This is a genomic window from Brevibacillus sp. BC25 (assembly GCF_000282075.1).
In the GTDB taxonomy this organism is placed as follows: domain Bacteria; phylum Bacillota; class Bacilli; order Brevibacillales; family Brevibacillaceae; genus Brevibacillus.
Genome location: NZ_AKIX01000111.1, coordinates 1 through 21,075, shown reverse-complemented (window position 1 = coordinate 21,075; position 21,075 = coordinate 1). Strand labels below are relative to the sequence as shown.

General features: G+C 48.2%; 20 protein-coding genes. 16 read left to right on the top strand and 4 right to left on the bottom strand.

Going from position 1 to position 21,075, the window contains the following annotated elements; genetic code table 11:
* Positions 1–40: 40 nt before the first annotated feature.
* The gene (locus PMI05_RS25070; RefSeq protein WP_007727988.1) at positions 41–364 is read right to left on the bottom strand and encodes a MazG nucleotide pyrophosphohydrolase domain-containing protein; all 324 of its coding nucleotides are present in this window, start codon (positions 362–364) and stop codon (positions 41–43) included.
* A gap of 95 nt (positions 365–459) precedes the next feature.
* Here PMI05_RS25070 and PMI05_RS25065 point away from each other — a divergent pair, with 95 nt between their 5' ends.
* The 3 genes from PMI05_RS25065 (at position 460) to PMI05_RS25055 (ending at position 3,957) form a co-directional block, all read left to right on the top strand.
* Entirely contained in the window at positions 460–1,041 is a 582-nt protein-coding gene (locus PMI05_RS25065; protein ID WP_007727986.1) for a TIGR00730 family Rossman fold protein, read from the top strand.
* Between the two features lie 168 nt (positions 1,042–1,209).
* Positions 1,210–2,511, top strand: coding sequence for a hypothetical protein (locus PMI05_RS25060; RefSeq protein WP_007727985.1), 1,302 nt, complete (start codon positions 1,210–1,212; stop codon positions 2,509–2,511).
* 186 nt (positions 2,512–2,697) lie between these two features.
* Entirely contained in the window at positions 2,698–3,957 is a 1,260-nt protein-coding gene (locus tag PMI05_RS25055) for a hypothetical protein (RefSeq protein ID WP_081496874.1), read from the top strand.
* Between the two features lie 10 nt (positions 3,958–3,967).
* On the opposite strand, the gene PMI05_RS25050 is transcribed toward PMI05_RS25055, so the two are convergent.
* Both PMI05_RS25050 and PMI05_RS25045 read right to left on the bottom strand, forming a co-directional pair.
* Positions 3,968–4,396 (bottom strand): hypothetical protein, encoded by a 429-nt coding sequence (locus tag PMI05_RS25050; RefSeq protein WP_007727983.1) that lies wholly within the window; start codon positions 4,394–4,396, stop codon positions 3,968–3,970.
* A gap of 9 nt (positions 4,397–4,405) precedes the next feature.
* Complete coding sequence (locus PMI05_RS25045; RefSeq protein WP_238543356.1) at positions 4,406–4,888, bottom strand: hypothetical protein; 483 nt, start codon at positions 4,886–4,888, stop codon at positions 4,406–4,408.
* A gap of 215 nt (positions 4,889–5,103) precedes the next feature.
* On the opposite strand from PMI05_RS25045, the gene PMI05_RS25040 reads away from it, so the two are divergent.
* From PMI05_RS25040 to PMI05_RS25015, 6 genes are all read left to right on the top strand, one after another.
* A complete protein-coding gene (locus tag PMI05_RS25040; protein WP_007727979.1) occupies positions 5,104–6,450 on the top strand; it encodes an NAD(P)-dependent oxidoreductase in 1,347 nt (448 codons plus the stop codon).
* 15 nt (positions 6,451–6,465) lie between these two features.
* Positions 6,466–7,743 carry an NAD-dependent dihydropyrimidine dehydrogenase subunit PreA gene (preA, locus tag PMI05_RS25035; protein WP_007727978.1) on the top strand — a complete coding sequence of 426 codons (1,278 nt, stop codon included), beginning with the start codon at positions 6,466–6,468 and terminating at the stop codon, positions 7,741–7,743.
* 89 nt (positions 7,744–7,832) lie between these two features.
* Positions 7,833–9,218 (top strand): dihydropyrimidinase, encoded by a 1,386-nt coding sequence (gene hydA, locus PMI05_RS25030; protein ID WP_007727977.1) that lies wholly within the window; start codon positions 7,833–7,835, stop codon positions 9,216–9,218.
* A 34-nt stretch (positions 9,219–9,252) separates the two neighbouring features.
* Entirely contained in the window at positions 9,253–10,143 is an 891-nt protein-coding gene (locus tag PMI05_RS25025; protein WP_007727976.1) for a nitrilase-related carbon-nitrogen hydrolase, read from the top strand.
* Between the two features lie 89 nt (positions 10,144–10,232).
* Positions 10,233–10,745 carry a hypothetical protein gene (locus tag PMI05_RS25020; protein WP_007727975.1) on the top strand — a complete coding sequence of 171 codons (513 nt, stop codon included), beginning with the start codon at positions 10,233–10,235 and terminating at the stop codon, positions 10,743–10,745.
* A gap of 106 nt (positions 10,746–10,851) precedes the next feature.
* Positions 10,852–12,570, top strand: coding sequence for a methyl-accepting chemotaxis protein (locus PMI05_RS25015; RefSeq protein WP_007727974.1), 1,719 nt, complete (start codon positions 10,852–10,854; stop codon positions 12,568–12,570).
* Between the two features lie 61 nt (positions 12,571–12,631).
* On the opposite strand, the gene PMI05_RS25010 is transcribed toward PMI05_RS25015, so the two are convergent.
* Positions 12,632–14,122, bottom strand: coding sequence for an NCS1 family nucleobase:cation symporter-1 (locus tag PMI05_RS25010; RefSeq protein WP_007727973.1), 1,491 nt, complete (start codon positions 14,120–14,122; stop codon positions 12,632–12,634).
* Positions 14,123–14,345: 223 nt separating this feature from the next.
* Here PMI05_RS25010 and PMI05_RS25005 point away from each other — a divergent pair, with 223 nt between their 5' ends.
* The 7 genes from PMI05_RS25005 to PMI05_RS24975 all read left to right on the top strand — a co-directional run.
* The gene (locus tag PMI05_RS25005) at positions 14,346–15,956 is read left to right on the top strand and encodes a sensor histidine kinase (RefSeq protein WP_007727972.1); all 1,611 of its coding nucleotides are present in this window, start codon (positions 14,346–14,348) and stop codon (positions 15,954–15,956) included.
* Positions 15,957–15,988: 32 nt separating this feature from the next.
* Positions 15,989–16,642, top strand: a complete 654-nt coding sequence (locus PMI05_RS25000; RefSeq protein ID WP_052006455.1) for a response regulator — start codon at positions 15,989–15,991, stop codon at positions 16,640–16,642.
* Positions 16,643–16,789: 147 nt separating this feature from the next.
* The gene (locus PMI05_RS24995) at positions 16,790–17,848 is read left to right on the top strand and encodes a tripartite tricarboxylate transporter substrate binding protein (RefSeq protein WP_007727970.1); all 1,059 of its coding nucleotides are present in this window, start codon (positions 16,790–16,792) and stop codon (positions 17,846–17,848) included.
* Positions 17,849–17,895: 47 nt separating this feature from the next.
* The gene (locus PMI05_RS24990) at positions 17,896–18,363 is read left to right on the top strand and encodes a tripartite tricarboxylate transporter TctB family protein (protein ID WP_007727969.1); all 468 of its coding nucleotides are present in this window, start codon (positions 17,896–17,898) and stop codon (positions 18,361–18,363) included.
* A 17-nt stretch (positions 18,364–18,380) separates the two neighbouring features.
* Positions 18,381–19,907: a tripartite tricarboxylate transporter permease gene (locus PMI05_RS24985; protein ID WP_007727968.1), complete on the top strand. Its 1,527-nt coding sequence runs from the start codon at positions 18,381–18,383 to the stop codon at positions 19,905–19,907.
* A gap of 106 nt (positions 19,908–20,013) precedes the next feature.
* Positions 20,014–20,604, top strand: coding sequence for a GNAT family N-acetyltransferase (locus PMI05_RS24980; protein WP_007727967.1), 591 nt, complete (start codon positions 20,014–20,016; stop codon positions 20,602–20,604).
* Positions 20,605–20,698: 94 nt separating this feature from the next.
* Positions 20,699–21,075, top strand: a 377-nt coding sequence (locus PMI05_RS24975; RefSeq protein ID WP_007727966.1) for a DUF3054 domain-containing protein, incomplete at its 3' end; no start/stop codon positions are given.

The following is a 21,075-nucleotide window of genomic DNA, read 5'->3' as shown; positions in this document are numbered from 1 at the left end:
ACTAGGAGATGCGAAAATCCTAGGCTGCCGCTGTATGTCTTCAACGATGGAGCTGATAGCGCTTTTGCAGCTTTGTTCGATGGGCTTCCAAAATTTCTTCAAAAGGAACCTCGTATTGATTTGCCAGCAAGATTAAATTCCCAAGTACATCGCCTAGCTCTTCCACCAGCTCCTGCCGAGCTTCCACAGCGGGCTTTTCCCCTTCGTCCGGACGATCGCGACCAATTTCAATGGCGCGAACAGCTCTTGCCAGTTCGCCAGCTTCTTCCATTAGAAAACCTACACGAATAAACGGACCGTACCCTGTCCATCCGCGTTCTTGATAAAAATCTCCAACCCATTTTTGAAACTCAGTTATATTCATATATATCTGTCCCTTCCTGATTTTAGTATAATTATATTACACGCAAAGAAATTCAGGAAAATCCATTCTACTTCAACAAGTTTTGGGAGGATGACATGAAACGTATTTGTGTTTATGCAGGTTCCAATCCAGGTGTGAATCCACTTTTTGAGCGGTACGCACTGGAGTTGGGAAAAGAACTGGTCGGTCGTGGTCTTGAATTGGTCTATGGTGGCTCTAGCATGGGACTGATGGGGCGCGTTGCAAATGCAGTACTGGAAGGCGACGGCAAAGCGATCGGCGTCATGCCTACAGGACTGTTCCGCGGAGAAATCGTACATAAAGGGCTGACAGAATTGCATGAGGTCCTGACGATGCACGAGCGCAAAGCGAAAATGATCGATTTGTCTGATGGCTTCATTGCTTTGCCAGGCGGGTTGGGTACCTTTGAAGAAATTTTTGAAGTGGTGAGCTGGGGTCAAATTGGCATTCACCAAAAGCCAATCGGACTGTTGAACGTGGATGGCTACTATACGCCATTGATGCAAATGGTGGAGCATGCGACTGAAGCCGGATTTATTCCTGCTATGCAGGGCGAATTGATTCTGTGTGAGAGTGATCCCGCTATTTTGCTAGATCGGATGCGAGATTACACACCGCCAGTGAAAGTAAACAAATGGTCGGAACTGGATAAATAAGAACGAGCGAAAAAATAACCCGAAGTCCTCCATTTGTGCGAGGAATTCGGGTTATTCTAGTTATTGACAAGATGAATGCAGGAGTGTTAATGTAGTTGATTATATCCCTAGTAAACACATAAGAATAATATTAATATGATTCGTCTTCATACGTCAGGAGGATTCTTCATGAACAGATCAGCGAAATGGCTACAACTCTCCACCTCAGCTGCCGTACTCTCAGCGGCACTCGTTTTTCCAACTGCAGTCGGTGCTACAACGAAAACAACAGTAGAAGCACACGTAGAGTGGAACAGCTTTTTGCAGCAGCAATACGGTGTGACTTTTGACAAGACGGTAACTCGCGAGCAATTTGACAAAGCGTTGCTCAAGATCGTATCTACTACCACAAGTATATCGGAAAAAGACTTGTCAGCCAAAACTTTCTTGCCTGCATCCAAAGATGCCTCCAAGCTGGTTGTATGGGAAGCAGTCAGCGCTGCCGCAAAAGCTGCTGAGTTAAAAGAGCTCGGGTATACATATAGCGAAGAAAAAGTAGCGGCTGCCTTGAAAAAAGCAGGGATTTCGTATAAAAAAGGCGGCACGCTTTCCTTACAGGCTGCACAAGAGCTGGCTGTAGCCATTGACACGGGGCTTGTGTCCGCCAATGCTTTGAAGTCAGTGACTGTAGAAGGAGTTGTATCCGCAGAGCTTGCGAGTCAATTGTTAGCAAAAGTAGCAGAGTTCCATGGCTCTGCCAAAAACTATCTGGGCACAATCGCCGATGCAGAGATTTTTGGCAAGCTCGCACAGGCGTGGAACGAATCGCAAATCATCAAAGCCGGTGAATTGCAAGCGCTCGTAGACAAAGGCTTGAAGCAAAACCTGATTACTGGCTACAATCTGAAGGATGCTGCATTCGATCCCCATTTTGATCCACAACGCACGATTACGTATGGGCATAGTGATATTGCTCACGCCATTCAATTAATCGGCTTGTTAAAAAGTGAAGGTGTCAATGCCAAGGTTCAATTTGAGCCGAAAACATCTGCCTTCATTTACTTGAAGGAATGGGGAGAGCCTGTTCAAACAGCCGATTATCAGGTCGTTCAGATTGAAAACGGCAACTACATTGCGTATGCTAAGGAGTACGATCTCAGCTTGGAATTCGACAGTGCAGAAGAGAAAGAGAAGTTTCAGCCACTTGTTTTGAAATATGCTAAACGGGATCAAGAAGACATGACCGGATTGCTCAAGGCTTCTTGGTGGCAGCCGCTTTATCATTCCCGTACGGAGCTGGCAGATTATGCTGTCATCACGAACAACGTGTTAAAAGATGGCCGTTATGTCGTGCAGTCTTTCTCCCTGAATGAAGAATCACCAAAAGTCGTGGAAGGCTTCCAGAAGCTGAATGACAAAGTAAAGGTAGAGACATACAAATTTTGGGTCGATCAACCGTTCTTCAATTATCTCAACGGTGAATCGAAGTAAATACCGTGCATCGAAAAGCGTCCTTTCCTTCACAACATGGGGGAGTGGACGCTTTATTCTGTTACATGGATCATGGATGAAAAAATCCGTTTAGCGGATTTTGTCTATTTCTGGTATAATTTAGGGATAACCGTTGTTTTATGGCGATGGTTGTACAGTTATGCTGATAGTTTGGGAGGGAATGAAGTGGAAAAGAAAGCGATAATGCTACTGTTGTCCTGCTGTTTGTTCGCTTCGACAGCATTCGCAGCAAGCGCATCAACGACAATGCCAACGACGCCGCAAAGCGGTACAGGAACTTCCGTGCAGGCACCAGCAGATTTGTCAAAAGGGCTGCTCGTGAATACCTTCACTTCCCATCAGTGGAAACAAGATTCGCTTACGAAGCTACTGGGGAAATCCGGAAAAGAGTTTGATGATTATGTGTATTACCCACAAGGAATCAGCATGAAGTGGGACGAAAACAAGCAAGCGTTTGCCGTTCTCGTTGAACCTTCCTATAAAGGCGAAGTTGTAAAAGGTATTACGACCTCTAAAAGAAAAGACGAGATCGTCCGAGTCTTGGGTAAACCACATTTTTCCGATGAAAAGCTTGAGTTGATTGGCTATGCGGAACAGGGCTATCACTTGTTTTTCACGTTTGCTCAGGATAAAGTAAAAGCCATTTCCATTTATCGTCGTGATCAGATCGCCGATACAAAAGCACTTGTTGATATGGCTAAAAATTTGCAAGACTATGGTGAAAAATTAGGGGCACCCGCTGAATATGCTGATTTTTCTATCTTTGGAGCATGGGGTAAGCCGGATTTTTCGTACCACCTCAGAGGAATCGGTACATATGCGTGGGAGTATCCATCCAGAGGCATCGCCTACGATGGTATGCCAGATGATGCAACGCTAACCATCTACAGTAATTTTGCGAGCAAAGACAAGCTCGCTGATTTGAAAAACGTAAAAAACATTGTCTTTTCCAATGAAGATTCCCTGTTCTTGATCGAAAAACTGAGAATCGAAACCGAAAAAGAAAAAATCGAATTGGCGAAAAAAGCTGGAATCCCATCACCAGACAAGAAAAAAATTGCGGTGATTGATTCAGACAATTTGTACAATACCGCGAATGTTCGCTTCTATCAGCCAGACTACACACCGCAGGCTCAACTGTTCCCAGGTTATTTTATCGATGAAGTAACATGGCTGGATAACAACTGGATTTTCTATCAGACAATGATGGGTGTGGGTGTTTATCACGTGACTACCCATGAAAAGATAGAAATTGTAGGGACAGAGAAAAAGGCAAACGAGCCGTTTGATATGTTGGATGTCAATACAGTCAAGCCTGATCTGACGAAAAAAGCAATTGTGTTTGAAGTCGGCATGAAAGAGAAGAATCAGACTTACACGGTTCGCTATCAAATCACGGGCGACAAAATCACGTTTACCTGGTAGTGAGCAGGGATTATCGTTCTTTTTTGGCGCTGATGGGCGAGCTGGCTGCTTCCTTCTCGGCCAAGTACGAGCGCATGCCTCGAACGAACAACTCACGAAGGACTTCCTGCTGCGTTTTGCTGCTGACGAGAGAGCGAATGAGCTCCAGCTCAGCAACCAATTCTGAATCAAGGTGAAGGTTGACAGTCTTCCCTTTGGTTCGGGGGTGCAGCTCGTAGTACTCCGCTGATTTTTTTACGATTCCTTCGATGACAACAGCTTCGTCCAACCATTCCTGGTCGGGGATATACAAGCATGGTGCTTCTAAAATAATATGGGTCAGCTCTTCGCTAAATCGGATGGCGAGGGTCTGACCCTTTTTTTTATGCAAGTCGCGGATTTGTCGTGATCTTTCTTGATTGGCAACTGTATTTTCCAGCGTGATTACGGCCAGTTCCATAGCGCCTCCTTACGGGATAAGCAGTTCTTCTTCTGCTACCGACAACAATACTTCTCCCGTTTTTTCCAATTGGACTTGGTAGGTGAAGTGCTGATCGCTTCGCTCGACGGAGGTGATAATTCCCCAGCAGCATATGTTCTCTCTTGTGAGCTGGACACGGTCCAAAACCTCGTAACTCGGGCGAAGATACCCTCTTCTATATAGATAAGTGAGCACGGATTCTCGAGGAAAAAGAAATCGTTTGTTTCCTTGTTTACTGACCAAAAGGGGGAAGGTCTCCCGTTCGTCTATACAATCCCCTAAATAGCCTTGATCTGCCCAGCGTTTGACGGTTGCCATACTGCCGACACGTCCAACTTTTGTCTCCAGGATGTCGAGTATTTCGCGTGAAGAGAGAAACGCTTTGCGTCTTTCGAGTTGTGTCAGGTAGTTTTTTCGCTCGGTTTCCAATTGGCTGAGAAGCGCATATGCATCCGCGATTTTTTGTTTCACTACCTTGATCTCCTGGTCGTAATCCTTCATACGGGACGGCCCTTTCTTCCTTGTTTGTTTTATCCTATTCGATCATGAAATCATTCATGTCAATCCAAGCAGATTGATTTCGTTTCGTTGCTAGGCAAATACGAAATGTAACAATCATAAAAAAGCGATTTCGCACATTGATTAATAGCAAGCATGTTTAGATCTGGTGAGGAGGTTGTGGACAGATGAGCATACCGAATGAGCTCGCGAAAAATTTCGCGGAAGTCGTGCCTGCCCTAAAACCGATGGAAGCCATCAATGAGGCGAATCGCTGCTTGTATTGCTACGACGCACCCTGTATTAAGGCTTGTCCCACGTCGATTGATATCCCTTCCTTCATCAAAAAAATTGCGACCGGGAATTTGTTCGGATCAGCCCGGACTATCATGGAATCGAATCCAGTCGGGGCGAGCTGTGCGCGCGTATGTCCAACCGAGGAGCTGTGTGAGGGTGCCTGTGTACTCCATTCATCTTCCAAGCCCATCATGATCGGCCTTCTCCAGCGTCACGCGACAGACTGGGCAATCCAAAATCAAGCAACGCTTTTTTCAAAAGGCGAAGCAAATGGAAAACGGGTAGCCGTCGTCGGAGCGGGCCCAGCGGGATTATCAGCAGCGCGGGAGCTTGCGCGTCTCGGCTACGCGGTTACGGTATTTGAAGCAAAAGAAAAGGCAGGAGGATTGAACACGTACGGTATCGTGTCGTTCCGTCTTCCACAGGAAATTTCGCTATGGGAAGTAGAGCAAGTAGAGGCATTGGGGGTAGAGATACGTACCAATACGCGAATCGGCGTGGATGTAGCGCCAGAAGAGCTATTGGACCAGTATGATTCCATCCTGTTGGCAGCTGGTATGGGCAATGTCCCTCAGTTGCATATCCCGGGAGAAGAATTGGAAGGTGTCCTCGATGCCATTGCACTCGTGGAGGAGACCAAGACCAAGCCACTATCAGACGAAATGCTCGGCAAAAAAGTCGTGATCATCGGTGCGGGGAATACGGCGATTGACGCTGCCACCTGTTCGAAACGGCTGGGTGCAGACAATGTCCAGATTTTGTATCGACGGACAGTTCAGGAGATGTCCTGTTATCAGTTTGAGTACGAATTCGCCAAGCAGGATGGCGTAGAATTCCGCTGGCTCGTTGCTCCAACGCGTGTATTGGAGGAAAGCGGCCGCGTGAAGGGCTTGGAACTGGTGCGTATGGAGCTAGGTGAGCCGGATGAGAAAGGTAGAAGGCGGCCAATAGAAATTCCAGGCAGTCATTTTGTCATTGAAGTAGATTATGTCGTCAAAGCGATCGGACAAAACAGACATCTGCCATTGATTCAATCATTTGGGCTTCAACACCGTAATGGGATTGTCGAGGTCGAGGAAGGCACCTATCGAACCTCCCATGGCAAAGTTTACGCGGCGGGTGATGTCATTTTTGGTGGAGGCAAGACAGATGCGATGGTAGTCGATGCAGCCAATCACGGGAAACGAGCGGCCTATGCCATCCACCAATCGCTCCGTGATCAAAAACAGCCAGTATAAAGGAGGAGACCTATCATGGCAGATCTCAGCATTAATCTGGCGGGAATCCAATCCCCGAATCCATTCTGGTTGGCCTCTGCGCCGCCGACCAATTCAGGCTACCAAGTACAGCGTGCCTTTGAAGCGGGCTGGGGTGGTGCAGTCTGGAAGACACTCGGAGAGCCCATCATCAACGTCACCTCGCGCTTTGCCGGTCTGAATTTCGGGGGTCAGCGCGTCTTTGGTTTCAACAACATTGAACTGATTACGGACAAACCGCTTGAGGTCAATTTGAAGGAAATGGATGAAACGAAGCGCCGTTTTCCGAAGCACACATTGATTGCGTCGTTAATGGTTGAACATAAACAGGAAGCATGGCATGAGATTGTCAAAAAGGTGGAGGCAATCGGTGTAGACGGTCTGGAACTGAATTTTGGCTGTCCGCATGGCATGGCGGAACGCGGGATGGGCTCTGCGGTCGGTCAGCATCCAGATTTAATCCGCCAACAGGTCGAATGGGTAAAAGAAGTCGCCCAAACCCCTGTCATCGTCAAGCTCACCCCAAACATTACGGACATTCGCTTTACTGCACGGGCCGCGAGCCAGGGTGGAGCCGATGCCATCAGCATGATCAACACCATTAACAGCTTGATGGGGGTTGATCTGGAGAAATGGCTGCCGATCCCACACGTAGATGGAAAAGGGGCGCACGGCGGCTATTGTGGACCAGCTGTCAAACCAATCGCCCTGAACATGGTCGCAGAATGTGCACGAGATCCCAAGGTTGGTATCCCGATCTCTGGCATTGGGGGAATTTCTGATTGGCGCGATACCGTTGAATTTTTGCTGATGGGAGCAACCGGTGTTCAAGTATGTACAGCCGCCATGCATCATGGATTCCGAATTGTGGAAGACATGATTGATGGACTTAACAATTACCTGGATCAGCGCGGTATTGCGTCCGTAATGGATATTGTCGGAAAAGCCGTGCATACGTACTCGGATTGGGGCCATCTAAATCTGAATTACAAGGTCGTGGCGCGCATCCATGAAGAGACCTGTATTAACTGCAACAAGTGTCATATCGCTTGTGAGGACACCTCGCATCAATGCATTGACATTGTTCCTGATGCAGCGACAGGCAAAGAGCGATTGGTTGTACGAGAAGAAGATTGTGTAGGCTGTAATTTGTGCTCCATCGTTTGTCCAGTGGAAGGAACGATTGAGATGGTCGAGATCCTGAGTGACAAAGCCCCTCTCAGCTGGAATCAGCGGCAGGCTGCCTTGGCTACGGGTGGCACCTGCGAGCTGTAAAGCAGTCATGTTTTCGGCGTGGGGTGCATAGCGTGTACAAGGGAAGGCATGTCTACTCAGTGACGGGTTGAAGGGGAGATGATCATCGGATGAAAAAATGGATTCGAAATGGCACAATCGTGACAGCGTCAGACACGTATCAAGCGGACATCTTGATCGAAGGGGATAAGGTAGTCGCAATCGGCTCTAATCTGGATGGGAAAGATGCCGAAGTCATCGATGCTACCGGATACTATGTTTTCCCAGGCGGGATTGACCCACATACCCATCTCGATATGCCTTTTGGCGGAACGGTTACTTCCGATAACTTTTATACAGGCACGAAGGCAGCAGCATTTGGCGGGACGACGAGCATCATTGATTTTTGCCTGACGAATAAAGGGGAGCCATTGCATTCATCCATTTCGACCTGGCACGAAAAAGCAAGGGGCAAAGCGGTCATCGACTACGGCTTCCACCTGATGGTTTCAGATGCGAACGATCAAGTGCTCGAGGAATTAGGAGCAGTCGTACGAAATGAAGGGATTACTTCGCTCAAAGTATTCATGGCCTACAAAAATGTGCTGATGGCCGATGATGAGACGCTATTTAAAACGTTGGTTCGGGCGAAGGAACTAGGTGCCCTTGTACAGGTCCATGCAGAGAATGGAGACGTTCTGGATTATTTGATCAAGCAGGCGATTGCAAAAGGGCAGACAGACCCCGTGTACCATGCATACACCCGCCCACCTGAAGCAGAAGGAGAAGCGACGGGACGCGCAATCGCATTGACTGCACTGGCAGATGCCCAGCTGTATGTCGTGCATGTATCGTGTGCAGAGGCAGTGCGCCGGATCGCAGAGGCTCGCGAAAAAGGATGGAATGTGTACGGGGAGACATGCCCGCAATATTTGGTGCTCGATATTACGTATCTACAGAAGCCGGGCTTTGAAGGAGCGAAGTATGTCTGGTCGCCTCCACTTCGGGAAAAGTGGAATCAGGACGTCCTGTGGAGCGCATTGAAAAATGGCATTTTGCAAACGGTTGGCTCCGATCACTGTTCCTTTAATTTTTCCGGTCAAAAAGAGCTGGGGCTAGGGGATTTCACGAAAATCCCGAATGGTGGGCCAATCATTGAGGACCGGATGCGCCTCCTCTTCTCGGAAGGGGTAGCAAAGGACAAGATCAGCCTCAATCAGTTCGTTGATATGACCTCTACAAAAGTAGCCAAACTGTTCGGGATGTTCCCGCAAAAAGGAACGATTGTGGTAGGCTCGGACGCGGATATCGTATTGTTTGATCCAACGGTGAAGCGCACGATCTCCGTTGAAACTCACCATATGAATGTCGACTACAATCCGTTTGAAGGAATGGTGGTGAACGGCGATATCATCTCGGTGCTTTCGCGCGGCTCATTTGTCATTCGCGATCAGCAATTCGTCGGTCAAGCCGGTGCTGGACGCTTTGTAAAACGATCGACCTTTGCAAGACCGTAATAAGGTACAGCGTAAAAAGGCGAGGAGGGCGATTATGGCAGATATCATTCGAATCGGCTTGATTCAGGCGAAAAACGATGTCCATGGAGACGAACCGGTTCATTTGCACAAAGAAAAAGCCATAGAGAAGCATGAGAGGATGGTGCGGGAGGCGGCAGCCAAGGGGGCACAAATCATCTGTCTGCAAGAAATCTTCTATGGCCCGTATTTTTGTGCCGAGCAGCAACCGAAATGGTATGAATCAGCGGAAGAAGTCCCAAACGGACCAACCGTGCAGCTTTTCTCTTCCATTGCCCGCGAATTAGGAACCGTACTCATTTTACCTGTGTACGAGCGCGTAGGGATCGGTACGTATTACAATACGGCCGCTGTGATTGATGCGGATGGCACGTATTTGGGCAAATATCGCAAGCAGCATATTCCGCATGTCGGAGTGGGCAGCAGCGGGTGCGGATTCTGGGAGAAATATTACTTTAAGCCCGGCAATCTTGGGTATCCCGTTTTTGAAACCGCTTTTGCCAAGGTCGGGGTCTATATATGCTATGACCGCCATTTTCCAGAAGGCGCACGACTGCTGGGCTTGAATGGGGCGGAGATTGTATTCAATCCTTCTGCGACGGTCGCCGGCTTATCTGAATACTTGTGGAAGCTCGAGCAGCCTGCTCATGCCGTTGCCAACGGTTATTATGTGGCAGCGATCAATCGGGTAGGGACAGAAGCACCGTGGAACATGGGAGAGTTTTACGGACAATCGTACTTGGTCGATCCGCGTGGGCAATTTGTTGCCATCGGGAGTCGGGATCAGGACGAGATCATTCTCGCTGAAATGGACCGTAACAAAATTCATGAGGTGCGGGATACGTGGCAATTTTACCGGGATCGCAGACCGGAGACCTACGAAGACATGGTAAAGCTATTACCTTAATACAAGAGTGAGGGAGGTGCCGGATACGCGCCTTCCTCCTTTTCACATCATTGGAAGGATTCCATCAGAGTCAAAAGGAGCGTTCAGGGATGAGGCAGATTGTATATCGAGGAGTCGAATACGGTGAGGGACTTCGCGTCGTGAAAACGCAAAAGTATGAGAGGGCAGAACGGCGTCATTTTACAAACGGTGCTAGTGCAAAGGCAGTGTTTGGCGCTGGTGTTTACTTGGTGAGCAATCCGGAAATCGCCGCACAGTATGCGATTTGTCATGCAGAGACCAATGGGGAGAAGGCAGTTGTGTTGAGCCAGCAGCTACATTTGCAGGGTCTCGTTTGTTTGGACGAGCGCTATGGGGAAAATGAACTGCGCATCGATGCATTACGTGCTGCTTATTCAGAAGAGGAACTCGAACAGAGACAGAACGAAATGGGCTATGAAGAGTGGCTGGAATGGACAGGGGATAAGGTGCGTGCGTATTTGATTGCCTGTGGATACCGGGGGATTCGATATCGGATCAGCCCAGATCTAACGTATTATATCTGCTATGAGCCTGACGTTCAAATTGAAGAGATTGCGATTCTATCTGTGCTCGATGTGTGAGTAAGCGACTACGACTATCGACTTATTCGACAAACTTTGGTAAGATTAGACAATATTCGCGCTTTTTCTAGCTTGCCTATTTGACACAGGAAGGATTGCCGCAACGATGAGTCTATTACGTAACCTCAGCACCCGAGCCAAACTGTTTAGCTTGATTGTGATGATGGCCGTCTTTTTATGTGCTGTCGGATTCACCGGATATTTTCATGTGCAGGTCCAAGGTGAACGCATTCAGGCCATGTATGAAGAACAGCTTCTTCCCGTTAAGTGGATTAACGACTGGAGACAAGAAATCCGCGCGATTGACGGATTGGTCTATAAAATGATTCTCGATCCATCTCCTGCAGTCTTTGCCGAATACAAGACTGAATTGGATTTACGAATGGAAACAGCAAATCAAACGTTCCAATACCTTCAGAATTCTAAGCTCGATGCGCAAGAACAAGAAAGAGTGACAATGCTAAAGGAACTCATCGAGCAGTATCGCAAAGACCAGGGCGAGGTTATTAAAATGATCCACGAGGGGAAAGCGGATCAAGCCTATTCGTTTTATCGTGCAACGGATAAGACGCTGAATTGGATTAATCAGGAACAACTTGAATGGGCGAATTACAAGTCAGAGCAGGCAGTCGCCATGCAGAAGGAAAACCAAGCCGAAACACAGGAAGCCATTACATTCCTGATTGTGGTTGGCATACTGTCGATCGTACTAGGCAGTGTACTGGGGTTCATTATCTCCCGGATGATCGCGGACCCACTCCGTATCGTTTCGAGCCGTATGCAGCAATTAGCGAACGGAAACATGGCAGTTGCCCCTGTTACCTATGTGACTCGAGACGAGGTAGGTACACTTGGAACTGCGTTCAATGAATTGGTAACGAATTTCCGTTCATTGATTGAACAAGTAAAAGTAGCGGGTGAGCAAGTCGCTGCTTCCTCTGAGGAATTGTCAGCGAGTGCGGAACAGTCTGCCTATGCAACAGAACAATCGATCAGCAGTGTGCAGCAAATTGCCTCTGCCTCTGAAGTACAGACGCAACGCACGCAAGAAAGTGTTCGTGTCATGGAAGAAATGTCGATTGCCATCCAGCGGATTGCCGATACGTCTGGAGCCGTTTCTGAATCATCGGCACAGGCAGCAGAGGATGCGGAGCAAGGAAGCATTCATATTCAGCAAGCCGTTGATCAGATGAATACGATCTCCAACTCGGTGATTCACGCAGCGGATCTCGTGCAATTGCTCGGGGAGCGGTCAGAAGCTATTGGCCAAATAGTTGATGTGATTACTGGGATTGCTTCTCAAACGAATCTACTGGCGCTCAACGCGGCGATTGAGGCGGCCCGTGCAGGAGAACACGGCAGGGGATTTGCTGTCGTGGCCGATGAGGTTCGAAAACTCGCAGAACAGTCAGAGGAATCTGCGCGCGAGATTGCGAGACTGATTGGGGAAATCCAGCAAGAAACCACGCAGGTCGTGCATGTCATGATGGATGGAACCCAAGAGGCTAAAAAGGGTGCAGAAGTCGTTCAAGAAGCGGGTGTCACCTTCCAGCGTATCGTAGCGTCTTCTCAGGAGGTTGCGGGTCAAATTCAGGACGTATCCGCAGCTACACAGCAAATGTCTGCAAGCATACAGCAGGTCGCATCTGCTATGGATGAAATGAATCGTCTCGCACAGGAAGCAGCCGTACATACCCAAGGCGTATCGGCGGGGGCAGGAGAACAGCTTGCCAGCATGCAAGAAATCGCCCGTTCCAGCGCGAATCTGAATGAGCTCTCTCAAGAGCTGCAAGGGTCCATCAGCCAATTCAAAATGGTAGAGTAAGTGGGCATACGAAAGACTGGCAAACCCAATGGGGCAGCCAGTCTTTTTTTGTTACTTGCTATTAGGAAGCTATCGTTTGTTTGTTGTTTGCTGTGATTTTTTCGTAATCGCTGGCACTCAAGATCGAAGCATCATTTTTCATCATCCACGTGTAAATCACGAGTGAAATAAGGAGTCCGATAGTCCAAGCATTGTCCCAAATAATGGTTAAGCCCGGAATGTATTTACTTATAAAAGGAATCGCAATCCCGATGAGCATCGCCCAGATGGCTCTACCATTAAAGCCCGTTTTGTAGTTGTAGATCCCATTTGTTTTGTACAACTCTGTTACATGAATGCGCCGCTTGCGCACGAGCCAATAGTCGGCAATGGCTATACCGTCGATCGGGCCTAACAAAGCTCCATACGTTCCGAGCCATAAAAAGATATAGTTGCCGAAGTTCTCCAAAATGTACCAAGGCTGCATCAAGAGCGACACGACCCCGGCGATGATGGCACCGGCTTCATACGAGAGACGGCGAGGGGCCAGATTCTCCACTGCCCGGGCGGGAGCAACGATATTGGCCGCTACGTTGGTCGTTAAAGTGGCAAGAATAATTCCAATCGTTCCGAGGAAAATGGCGAAAGGCGAGAATTTAGCCAACACGGCAGCAGGGTCCCACAACGCTTCTCCGTATATAACGACGGTAGCAGAAGCGACAGCAACTCCGATGAACGAGAAGAATCCCATCGTGGTCGGTAACGAAGAGGATTGTCCGATGATTTGTGCTTTTTGACTTTTGGCATACCGACAGAAATCCGGAATGTTAAGGGCCATCGTTGCCCAAAAAGCAATCGCTCCCGTCAATGCTGGGAAGAACACCTTCAAGAATTCTGCATTGGTAGTGAATTTCGAAGGTGCCGAGAGCATCGGTCCCCATCCGCCTGCTTTCGTAAGCGCCCAGACGAGGAGAGCCAAACTCATGATGATCAGAATGGGAGCAGCCCAAGCCTCCATTTTTTTGATCGCTTCGGGACCGCGATAAGCGACCCATACGTTTAACAGCCAAAAACCAAAAAAGGATATCCAGAGATGTCCGGGAACATTTGCCCAGCCTGTCATCGACATGAGGAGTGTATCGATGGCAGCACCTCCGAACCAACAGTTGATGCCAAACCAGCCAGCACCAATCAAACCGCGTGCGACAGCGGGGATGTGCGCACCTTTGGAGCCGAACCAGAGGCGCGCAAAAACTGGATACGGAATGCCAAATTTCGTCCCGGCATGAGAGTTGAGAAGAATGGGAATAAGGACAATACAGTTACCGAGAATGATCGTCAAAATGGCCTGCCACCAGTTCATACCCAAGGAAATTAACCCTGCCGCCATTGCATACGTCGGCAAACAGATCGACATACCGATCCACAAGCTGGCGAAGTTGTAGGATGTCCAGCTGTGCTCTGCTGTCCTCGTTGGCCGAAGACCTTCATTATAAAGCGGACTGTTCTTGATTGCCTCTTCGCCTTCTTTTGTCAGGGTAACAATTCCATCTGATACCGTTTGCGTCTTCATTTCTTTCCCTCCTTTGCTTATCAAGATGTCTCGTATTCGGACAAGCGCCCTAGTTTGTCTTGAATACAAGTTGTAACATTATATTGGGGGAAAGAAGGCCTAATACCTGATTTTTCGTCGTAAAAAGACAGCCTGCAACGACCAGCTTCGCCATTGACAATGGGAATGATTCTACCTTTTTACCTAATTGGGATGGTAAGATGAAGCAAGGGGGGAGCGAGCTGTGACGACAAGAAAAATCCAGATGTCTTTGCAAACCAGAATGATCTTATTGATTACTATTGTCATTATTCTGATTGTTTCGTCAGTTGGGGCGGTGTTTTCTTCCATTGTTGCGTCTTCGATTGAAGAGCAGGTTGGCAAAAAAGCATTGAGCGTGGCGAAAATTGTTGCCAGCGATCCTGAGCTGCGTAGTGCTTTTTCAAGCGATTACCCTCCTGCGCTCATTCAACCCATCGCTGAAAACGTACGTGTGCAAACCGGAGCAGAGTTTGTGGTCGTGGGAAACCATGAGGGAATTCGGTATGCGCATCCGATTCAGGATCGGATTGGAAAGGAAATGGTGGGAGGAGATAACGAGCCGGGACTCTCGCATGGTCAATCTTACATATCGAAGGCGGTCGGCAGCATGGGACCATCATTGCGAGGAAAGGTGCCGATCAAAAATGATAAAGGGGACATCATCGGAATCGTTTCCGTTGGGTTCTTGCTGGAAGATATTGAGGAGGCCATTGACCTCTACCAAGACCGCATATTGACTCTGACTCTTCTCGCCTTGTTGTGTGGTGTTGCTGGTGCCATTGCGCTCAGTCGCTATTTAAAGCGCTTAATTTTGGGATTGGAGCCGGAAGAGATCGCATCCTTGTACGTAGAGAGAAATGCTGTACTGGAGTCCGTCCGCGAAGGAATCGTGGCGATTGACCGCAATAATCGAATCACGATGATGAACAAGGCTGCTATTCGTATTTTGAACTTACCGGAAGAAGAGTTTCATCGCAAAGAAATAGTTGAAGTGCTACCAGACAGTCGTATGCCAGAAGTTCTGGAATCAGGCGAGCATCAATTAGATCGTGAGTCCATCATGAGCGGAAAAGAAATTATTGTGAATCGACTTCCGATCAAGTTCGGAGGGAAGGTCGTAGGAGTAGTTAGCAGCTTTCGTCCCAAATCGGAAATTGATCAGCTAGCTTCTGAGTTGTCCCAAGCGAGGCGTTATGCAGATGTACTTCGTGCCCAAACACATGAATTTCACAATTTGTTGTATACCATTTCTGGTTTGTTGCAGCTTGGCTCGATTCAGGAAGCAGTTGAGCTGATTACGAGTGAAACGTCTGCACAGCAAGAGATGATATTGTTTTTAGCGAAGCAAATTCCAGATCCGTTAATTGGGGCTTTGCTGTTAGGAATGCACAATCGAGCCAAGGAGCTGAAAATTCAATTCGTCATCCATCACGACAGTCACTTGAAGGAGCTCCCACTGACGATCAACCGACAGCAGATCGTGGTTTTATTGGGGACACTGATCCAAAATGCGATGGAAGCTGTTAATGAGCCAAATGTCGAGCACAAACGAGTGGAGTGTTATTTGTCTGACACGGGCGATGAAATCATGTTCGAAATCGAGGACTCGGGTCCGGGAGTTGTGGAAGAGTTGCGAGAAAAAATATTCGAGCACGGCTTCTCAACGAAAAAAGGCGAAGATCGTGGTATTGGTCTGGCCAAGGCCCATGGAATCATTAACGAATTAGACGGCTATATTCTCGTTGGTAAAAGCGAACTAGGAGGTGCGCTTTTCACAGTATCCCTACGCAAAAGAATGGAGGTGGCGTCTTGAGAAAGCTGGAGGTTCTCATCGTAGAGGACGATATGCGGATTATCGATATCAACAAGCGATTTGTCAGCAAGATTGAAGGTTTTGAAGTAATTGCTACAGCAACGAATGGGGCGGATGCAAAAGAATTGCTGTCATGTATGCGCCCACAGCTCGTTTTGTTGGACGTATACCTGCCTGACATGCTGGGAACGGAGCTGGTCTGGTTTATTCGGCAGCATTACCGCGAAGTAGACGTGATCATGATCACCGCAGCCAAGGAAATGGAAATGGTACAGGAAGCGCTACGTGGGGGAGTATTCGATTACATCGTCAAGCCGCTGGTTTTTGAGCGATTTCGTGAACGGTTGGAAAGCTATCGGGAGCATGTTATTCGGACGAGAGAAGCTGTCGAGGTGGACCAGGAAGTCATTGACCAAATGCTGACTAGAAGGCTGGTCGCCCCGAAAAATCGAGATGTGCTCGTACCTAAAGGAATTGACCACTTAACTTTGGAAAAAGTGATCGAAGCGATCAGACAGACGGGAGATAAGGGGGTCTCGGCGGAGGAAATTGGTCGCGAGATTGGAACCAGTCGAACAACGGCACGACGGTATTTAGAATACTTGGTCCTGGAAAAAAAGGCGCGTGCTGACTTGATTTATGGCACAGTGGGCAGACCAGAAAGAAAATATCGCTATCTTCCATAATGTTCCATGAACAATATGAACAAAAAGTGATTAATTTTCAAAATAGACCTTATGCACGAAAACTATTCCCCTAGCTTCCGCGATGGTACATTATGTTCAAGCGTGACAGCGCTTACAAAAAAGCGGGTTAAGGGGGATATTTGCTTGATGAAAAGAAAAAAAGTGCTAATCACAGTGTCCACTTTTCTTACACTAGCATTGGCTGCTTGTGGTGGAGGTACTGGTAATACGGGAACAGCAAGTCCAGGAACGCAACCAGCGCAAGCGCCGCAGCCTGCCGCAGAGGCATCCAAATACCCAGAAAAGCCGATCGTGTATGTAGCTCCATCCGGTGCAGGTGGGGGCTGGGATAAGACAGCTCGCTCGGTAGCAAAGGTGTTGGCAGAAAGCAAGCTGGTGACAGAAACCATCACGGTAGAAAACAAGCCGGGTGGTGGGGGAACCGTGTTCTTGGCTGAGTATGTAAGCAAAGACAAAGGCAATCCTTATAAATTATTCGTGAGCTCTCCTCCTATCTTGATTAACAATAACAAAAAAGAGGGGAACAGCCCATTTGGTTACAAAGATGTCACACCATTGGCGCAAATGACGAAAGATTTCGGTACCCTCGTTGTGAAAGCGGATTCACCTCACAAGGACATCAAGAGCGTGCTGGACGCGATCAAGGCAGATCCTGGCAAAATTACACTGGCAGGGGGCTCTGCTCCCGGATCGATGGATCATCTGATCGGTGTATTGCCAGCAGCTAAATATGGAATTGATCCGAAAAGCGTAAAATACGTCTCTTATGATGGCGGCGGAGAAGCAATGGCTGCTTTGTTGGGAGGCAATGCGGATATTATTGCAACGGATGCTTCCAGCGTGGGTGAATATCTGAAAGCAGGTAAAATCCGCGTACTGGGCGTTACTTCTGATGAACGTCTCGGCGGGGCCTTGAAAGATATCCCGACGTTAAAAGAGCAAGGCATTGATGCGACATTCACGATTTGGCGCGGTGTCTTCGGTCCGGCTGATATGCCAGCAGACGCAAAAGCTTACTGGGATGCAAAGCTGAAAGAACTTTCCACCCATGAGACATGGACAAAGGAATTGGCTGCAAACGGTTGGGAAAGCGAGTACAAGGACGCTGCTGCTTTCTCCGCATTCCTGGACGAACAAGATAAGCAGGTCAAAGAACTGTTGACATCACTTGGTATGTCGAAGTAGGGAGAGGAGGGGCATCCCCTCCTTTTTCCACACCTTAGGAGGTATACATGAACCTGATGTTTGATCGTATCGGCAGCCTGTTTTTTGCGCTAGTAGGTGCACTCTTTATCGCTGAAAGTCAAAATATTTCGTCTAGTGCTTACGGAAGTCAGGTCGGGCCGAATATGTTTCCATTCGGGCTTGGCGTTATCCTGATCTTGTTGAGCTTGCGACTGTTATGGGAGACCTACAAGAAAGGCGTGGGTGCTTCCTCATCCGAGTCACAGAGTCCACTGCGATACAAGCGGTTTTTATTCATTTTGGCTGCGACAGTCTTGTATGTTTTGTTGTTAGAGAATCTCGGTTATGTTATCTCGAGCTTCGCTTTCCTTATGTACGCCTTCACCATGATGGGAAGTAAAAGCGTTCTTAAATCGGGAATCGTTTCCTTACTGTTTTCAGTAGGAGTGTATGTCATCTATGTGCATTTGCTAAAAGGTACGCTTCCAGGACTACCTGCCTGGCTAGGCGTCTAGGGAGGGGATAGATTAGCATGAGTGCATTGCAATTTTTGGCGGATGGTTTTCTCGTTGCCTTACAGTGGCATAATCTTGTCTTTGCCTTTATTGGCGTCCTGATCGGTACTGCGGTAGGGGTTCTTCCCGGCATTGGTCCAATGAGTGGAGTCGCGTTATTGATGCCCGTTACGGCTTCCTCGACCTCTGGCTTACCTCCTGAAAGTGCGGCGGCTAGCGCACTGATTTTGTTGGCAGGCGTTTACTATGGCGCGATGTACGGTGGTTCCACAACATCCATTTTGTTAAATACGCCGGGTGAATCCTCCTCTGTCGTTACGACATTGGATGGCTATCAGATGGCTAAACAGGGACGTGCTGGCGCAGCGTTGTCGATTGCAGCGATTGGATCTTTTGTCGCGGGGCTCGTGGCGTTGATTGCTCTTGTGTTTTTGGCTGAGCCATTATCCGATCTCGCTTTGAAATTCGGACCTGCTGAATATTTCTCCCTCATGCTTCTCGGCTTGTGTGCGGTGAGCGGACTAGGGGGGAAGTCAATGACCAAAGCGCTTATTATGACAGTCATGGGACTCTTGCTTGCGACAATTGGGATGGATACCGTTTCGGGTGTGGCGCGGTTTACCTACGATATTCCCGATTTGTACCAAGGCTTGGAGTTCCTCACGATAGCAGTTGGTTTGTTTGCCCTTGGAGAAGTGTTCAAGACGATCATCGAGGACGATGAATCCACAAAGGAAATTATTAAAGTGGGGCGGGTACTTCCTTCTAAGCAAGACTTAAAAGAAAGTGCCGGTCCGATTACACGCGGCTCGTTGCTCGGTTTTTTCATTGGTGTTTTGCCAGGCGCTGGTGCGACTCTCGCATCCTTCTTCTCGTATATTTTTGAGAAAAAGCTGAGCAAAGATCCTAGCCGCTTTGGAAAAGGAGCGATTGCAGGTGTAGCAGCACCAGAGTCTGCAAACAATGCTGCTTCTGGCGGTGCGATGATTCCACTATTAACGTTGGGGATTCCAGGGTCCGGTACCACTGCGATTTTGATGGGTGCATTATTGATGTATAACGTACAACCGGGACCACTATTGTTCACTGATCACCCGCAGATTGCCTGGGGCTTGATTGCGAGTATGTTTATCGGAAATGTCATGCTGCTGATTTTGAACATGCCATTGGTGAAAGTGTTTGCCAAAATTATTGAAACACCGTCTCATTTCCTGATTCCACTCATTATCGCGATTTCCGTTTTCGGCGTGTACGCTGTGCAAATCAGCACGTTTGACTTGATCTTGCTCGTGATTTGTGGGGTAGCTGGCTATTACCTGACGAAAAACGACTTTCCGCTGGCACCGCTCGTCCTCGGCCTTGTGTTGGGACCGATGATTGAAAATAACATGAGAAGAGCATTGACCACCTCCAATGGCGACTTCTCGATCTTCTTCACGAAGCCGCTTTCCGCTGCTTTTCTGGTTTGTGCGCTTCTGTGGTTACTGATCCCTATCTTCTTAAAGCGCAGAGGGAAGCAAGTCATTATCAGTGAAGAAGCGTAACACCCTATTTTTCTTGACAGTGTCCTCGCGAGCCCGTATCATTGGAAAAATTTCGGGAAACTGTTCTGCTTGATGGTCGTAGCAGAACAGTAGAGGAGAGACAGAAATGTTAACCATTGAACCTGTTATCTTGGAAGGTAAGTTGGTCCGATTGGAGCCGCTCAGAATGGCCCATGTGGATGGAATCTGGGAAGCAGGCGCATACGAAGAGATTTGGCCGCATATGTCCGTTACCATTCGAACGAGAGAAGATGCTCAGACTTTTATCCTGCAGGCTTTACAAAATGAACAAGCCCAGACAGAATTGCCATTCGTCATCATTCGCCTAGCAGATGAGCAGATCATCGGGAGCACGAGATTTTTAGGGATAGCGAAAAAGGATCGCGGATTGGAAATCGGGTTTACATGGCTGACCCCATCCGTCTGGAAAACAGGCGTCAATACAGAATGTAAATGGCTTCTTCTGCGCCACTGCTTCGAACAACTGGGTTGTATACGCGTACAGCTCAAGACAGATTCGCGCAATTTGAATTCGCAACGTGCCATTGCCCGAATCGGTGGCATTCGAGAAGGAGTCCTGCGCAACCATATGGTGATGCCAGATGGATACATTCGCGACTCGGTATACTTCAGCATACTTGACCGTGAATGGGCAGAAGCCAAGCAAAAGCTACAATTGTTGCTGTTTGGTGAATAAAGGCTTGGATTGATTGAAGGGCGTTCAGAGCAGTTGTACAATAGGGGTGAACCAAGAGGGTTTACTCTGACAAGACCCGGAAAAGAGGGTATACATGAGACTGCGTTTGTCGACACCGGGCTATTTATTGTTGCTCGGGGATCTGATCGCCTTTGTGCTTTTTGTTTATTACGGAAAAATCATTCATAACTACCCTGTCACAGTCATGGGAATTATCGAAACATTAGCCCCTTTCCTGGTGGGATGGATCATCGCGATTCTGCTTTTCAAGAGCTACGGACAGCGAACGTATGAATCTGCGGGCCGACAATTACTATCGTCACTGATTACTTGGACAGTAGCCGCACCAATTGGCTTACTGATCCGCTCCTGGTGGACAGGTGTACCGATTACGCTTATTTTTGCAGGTGTGACTTATTTCATTACGTTGGCGTTTTTGCTCGGGTGGCGTGTACCGTTCGCCATCGGCTA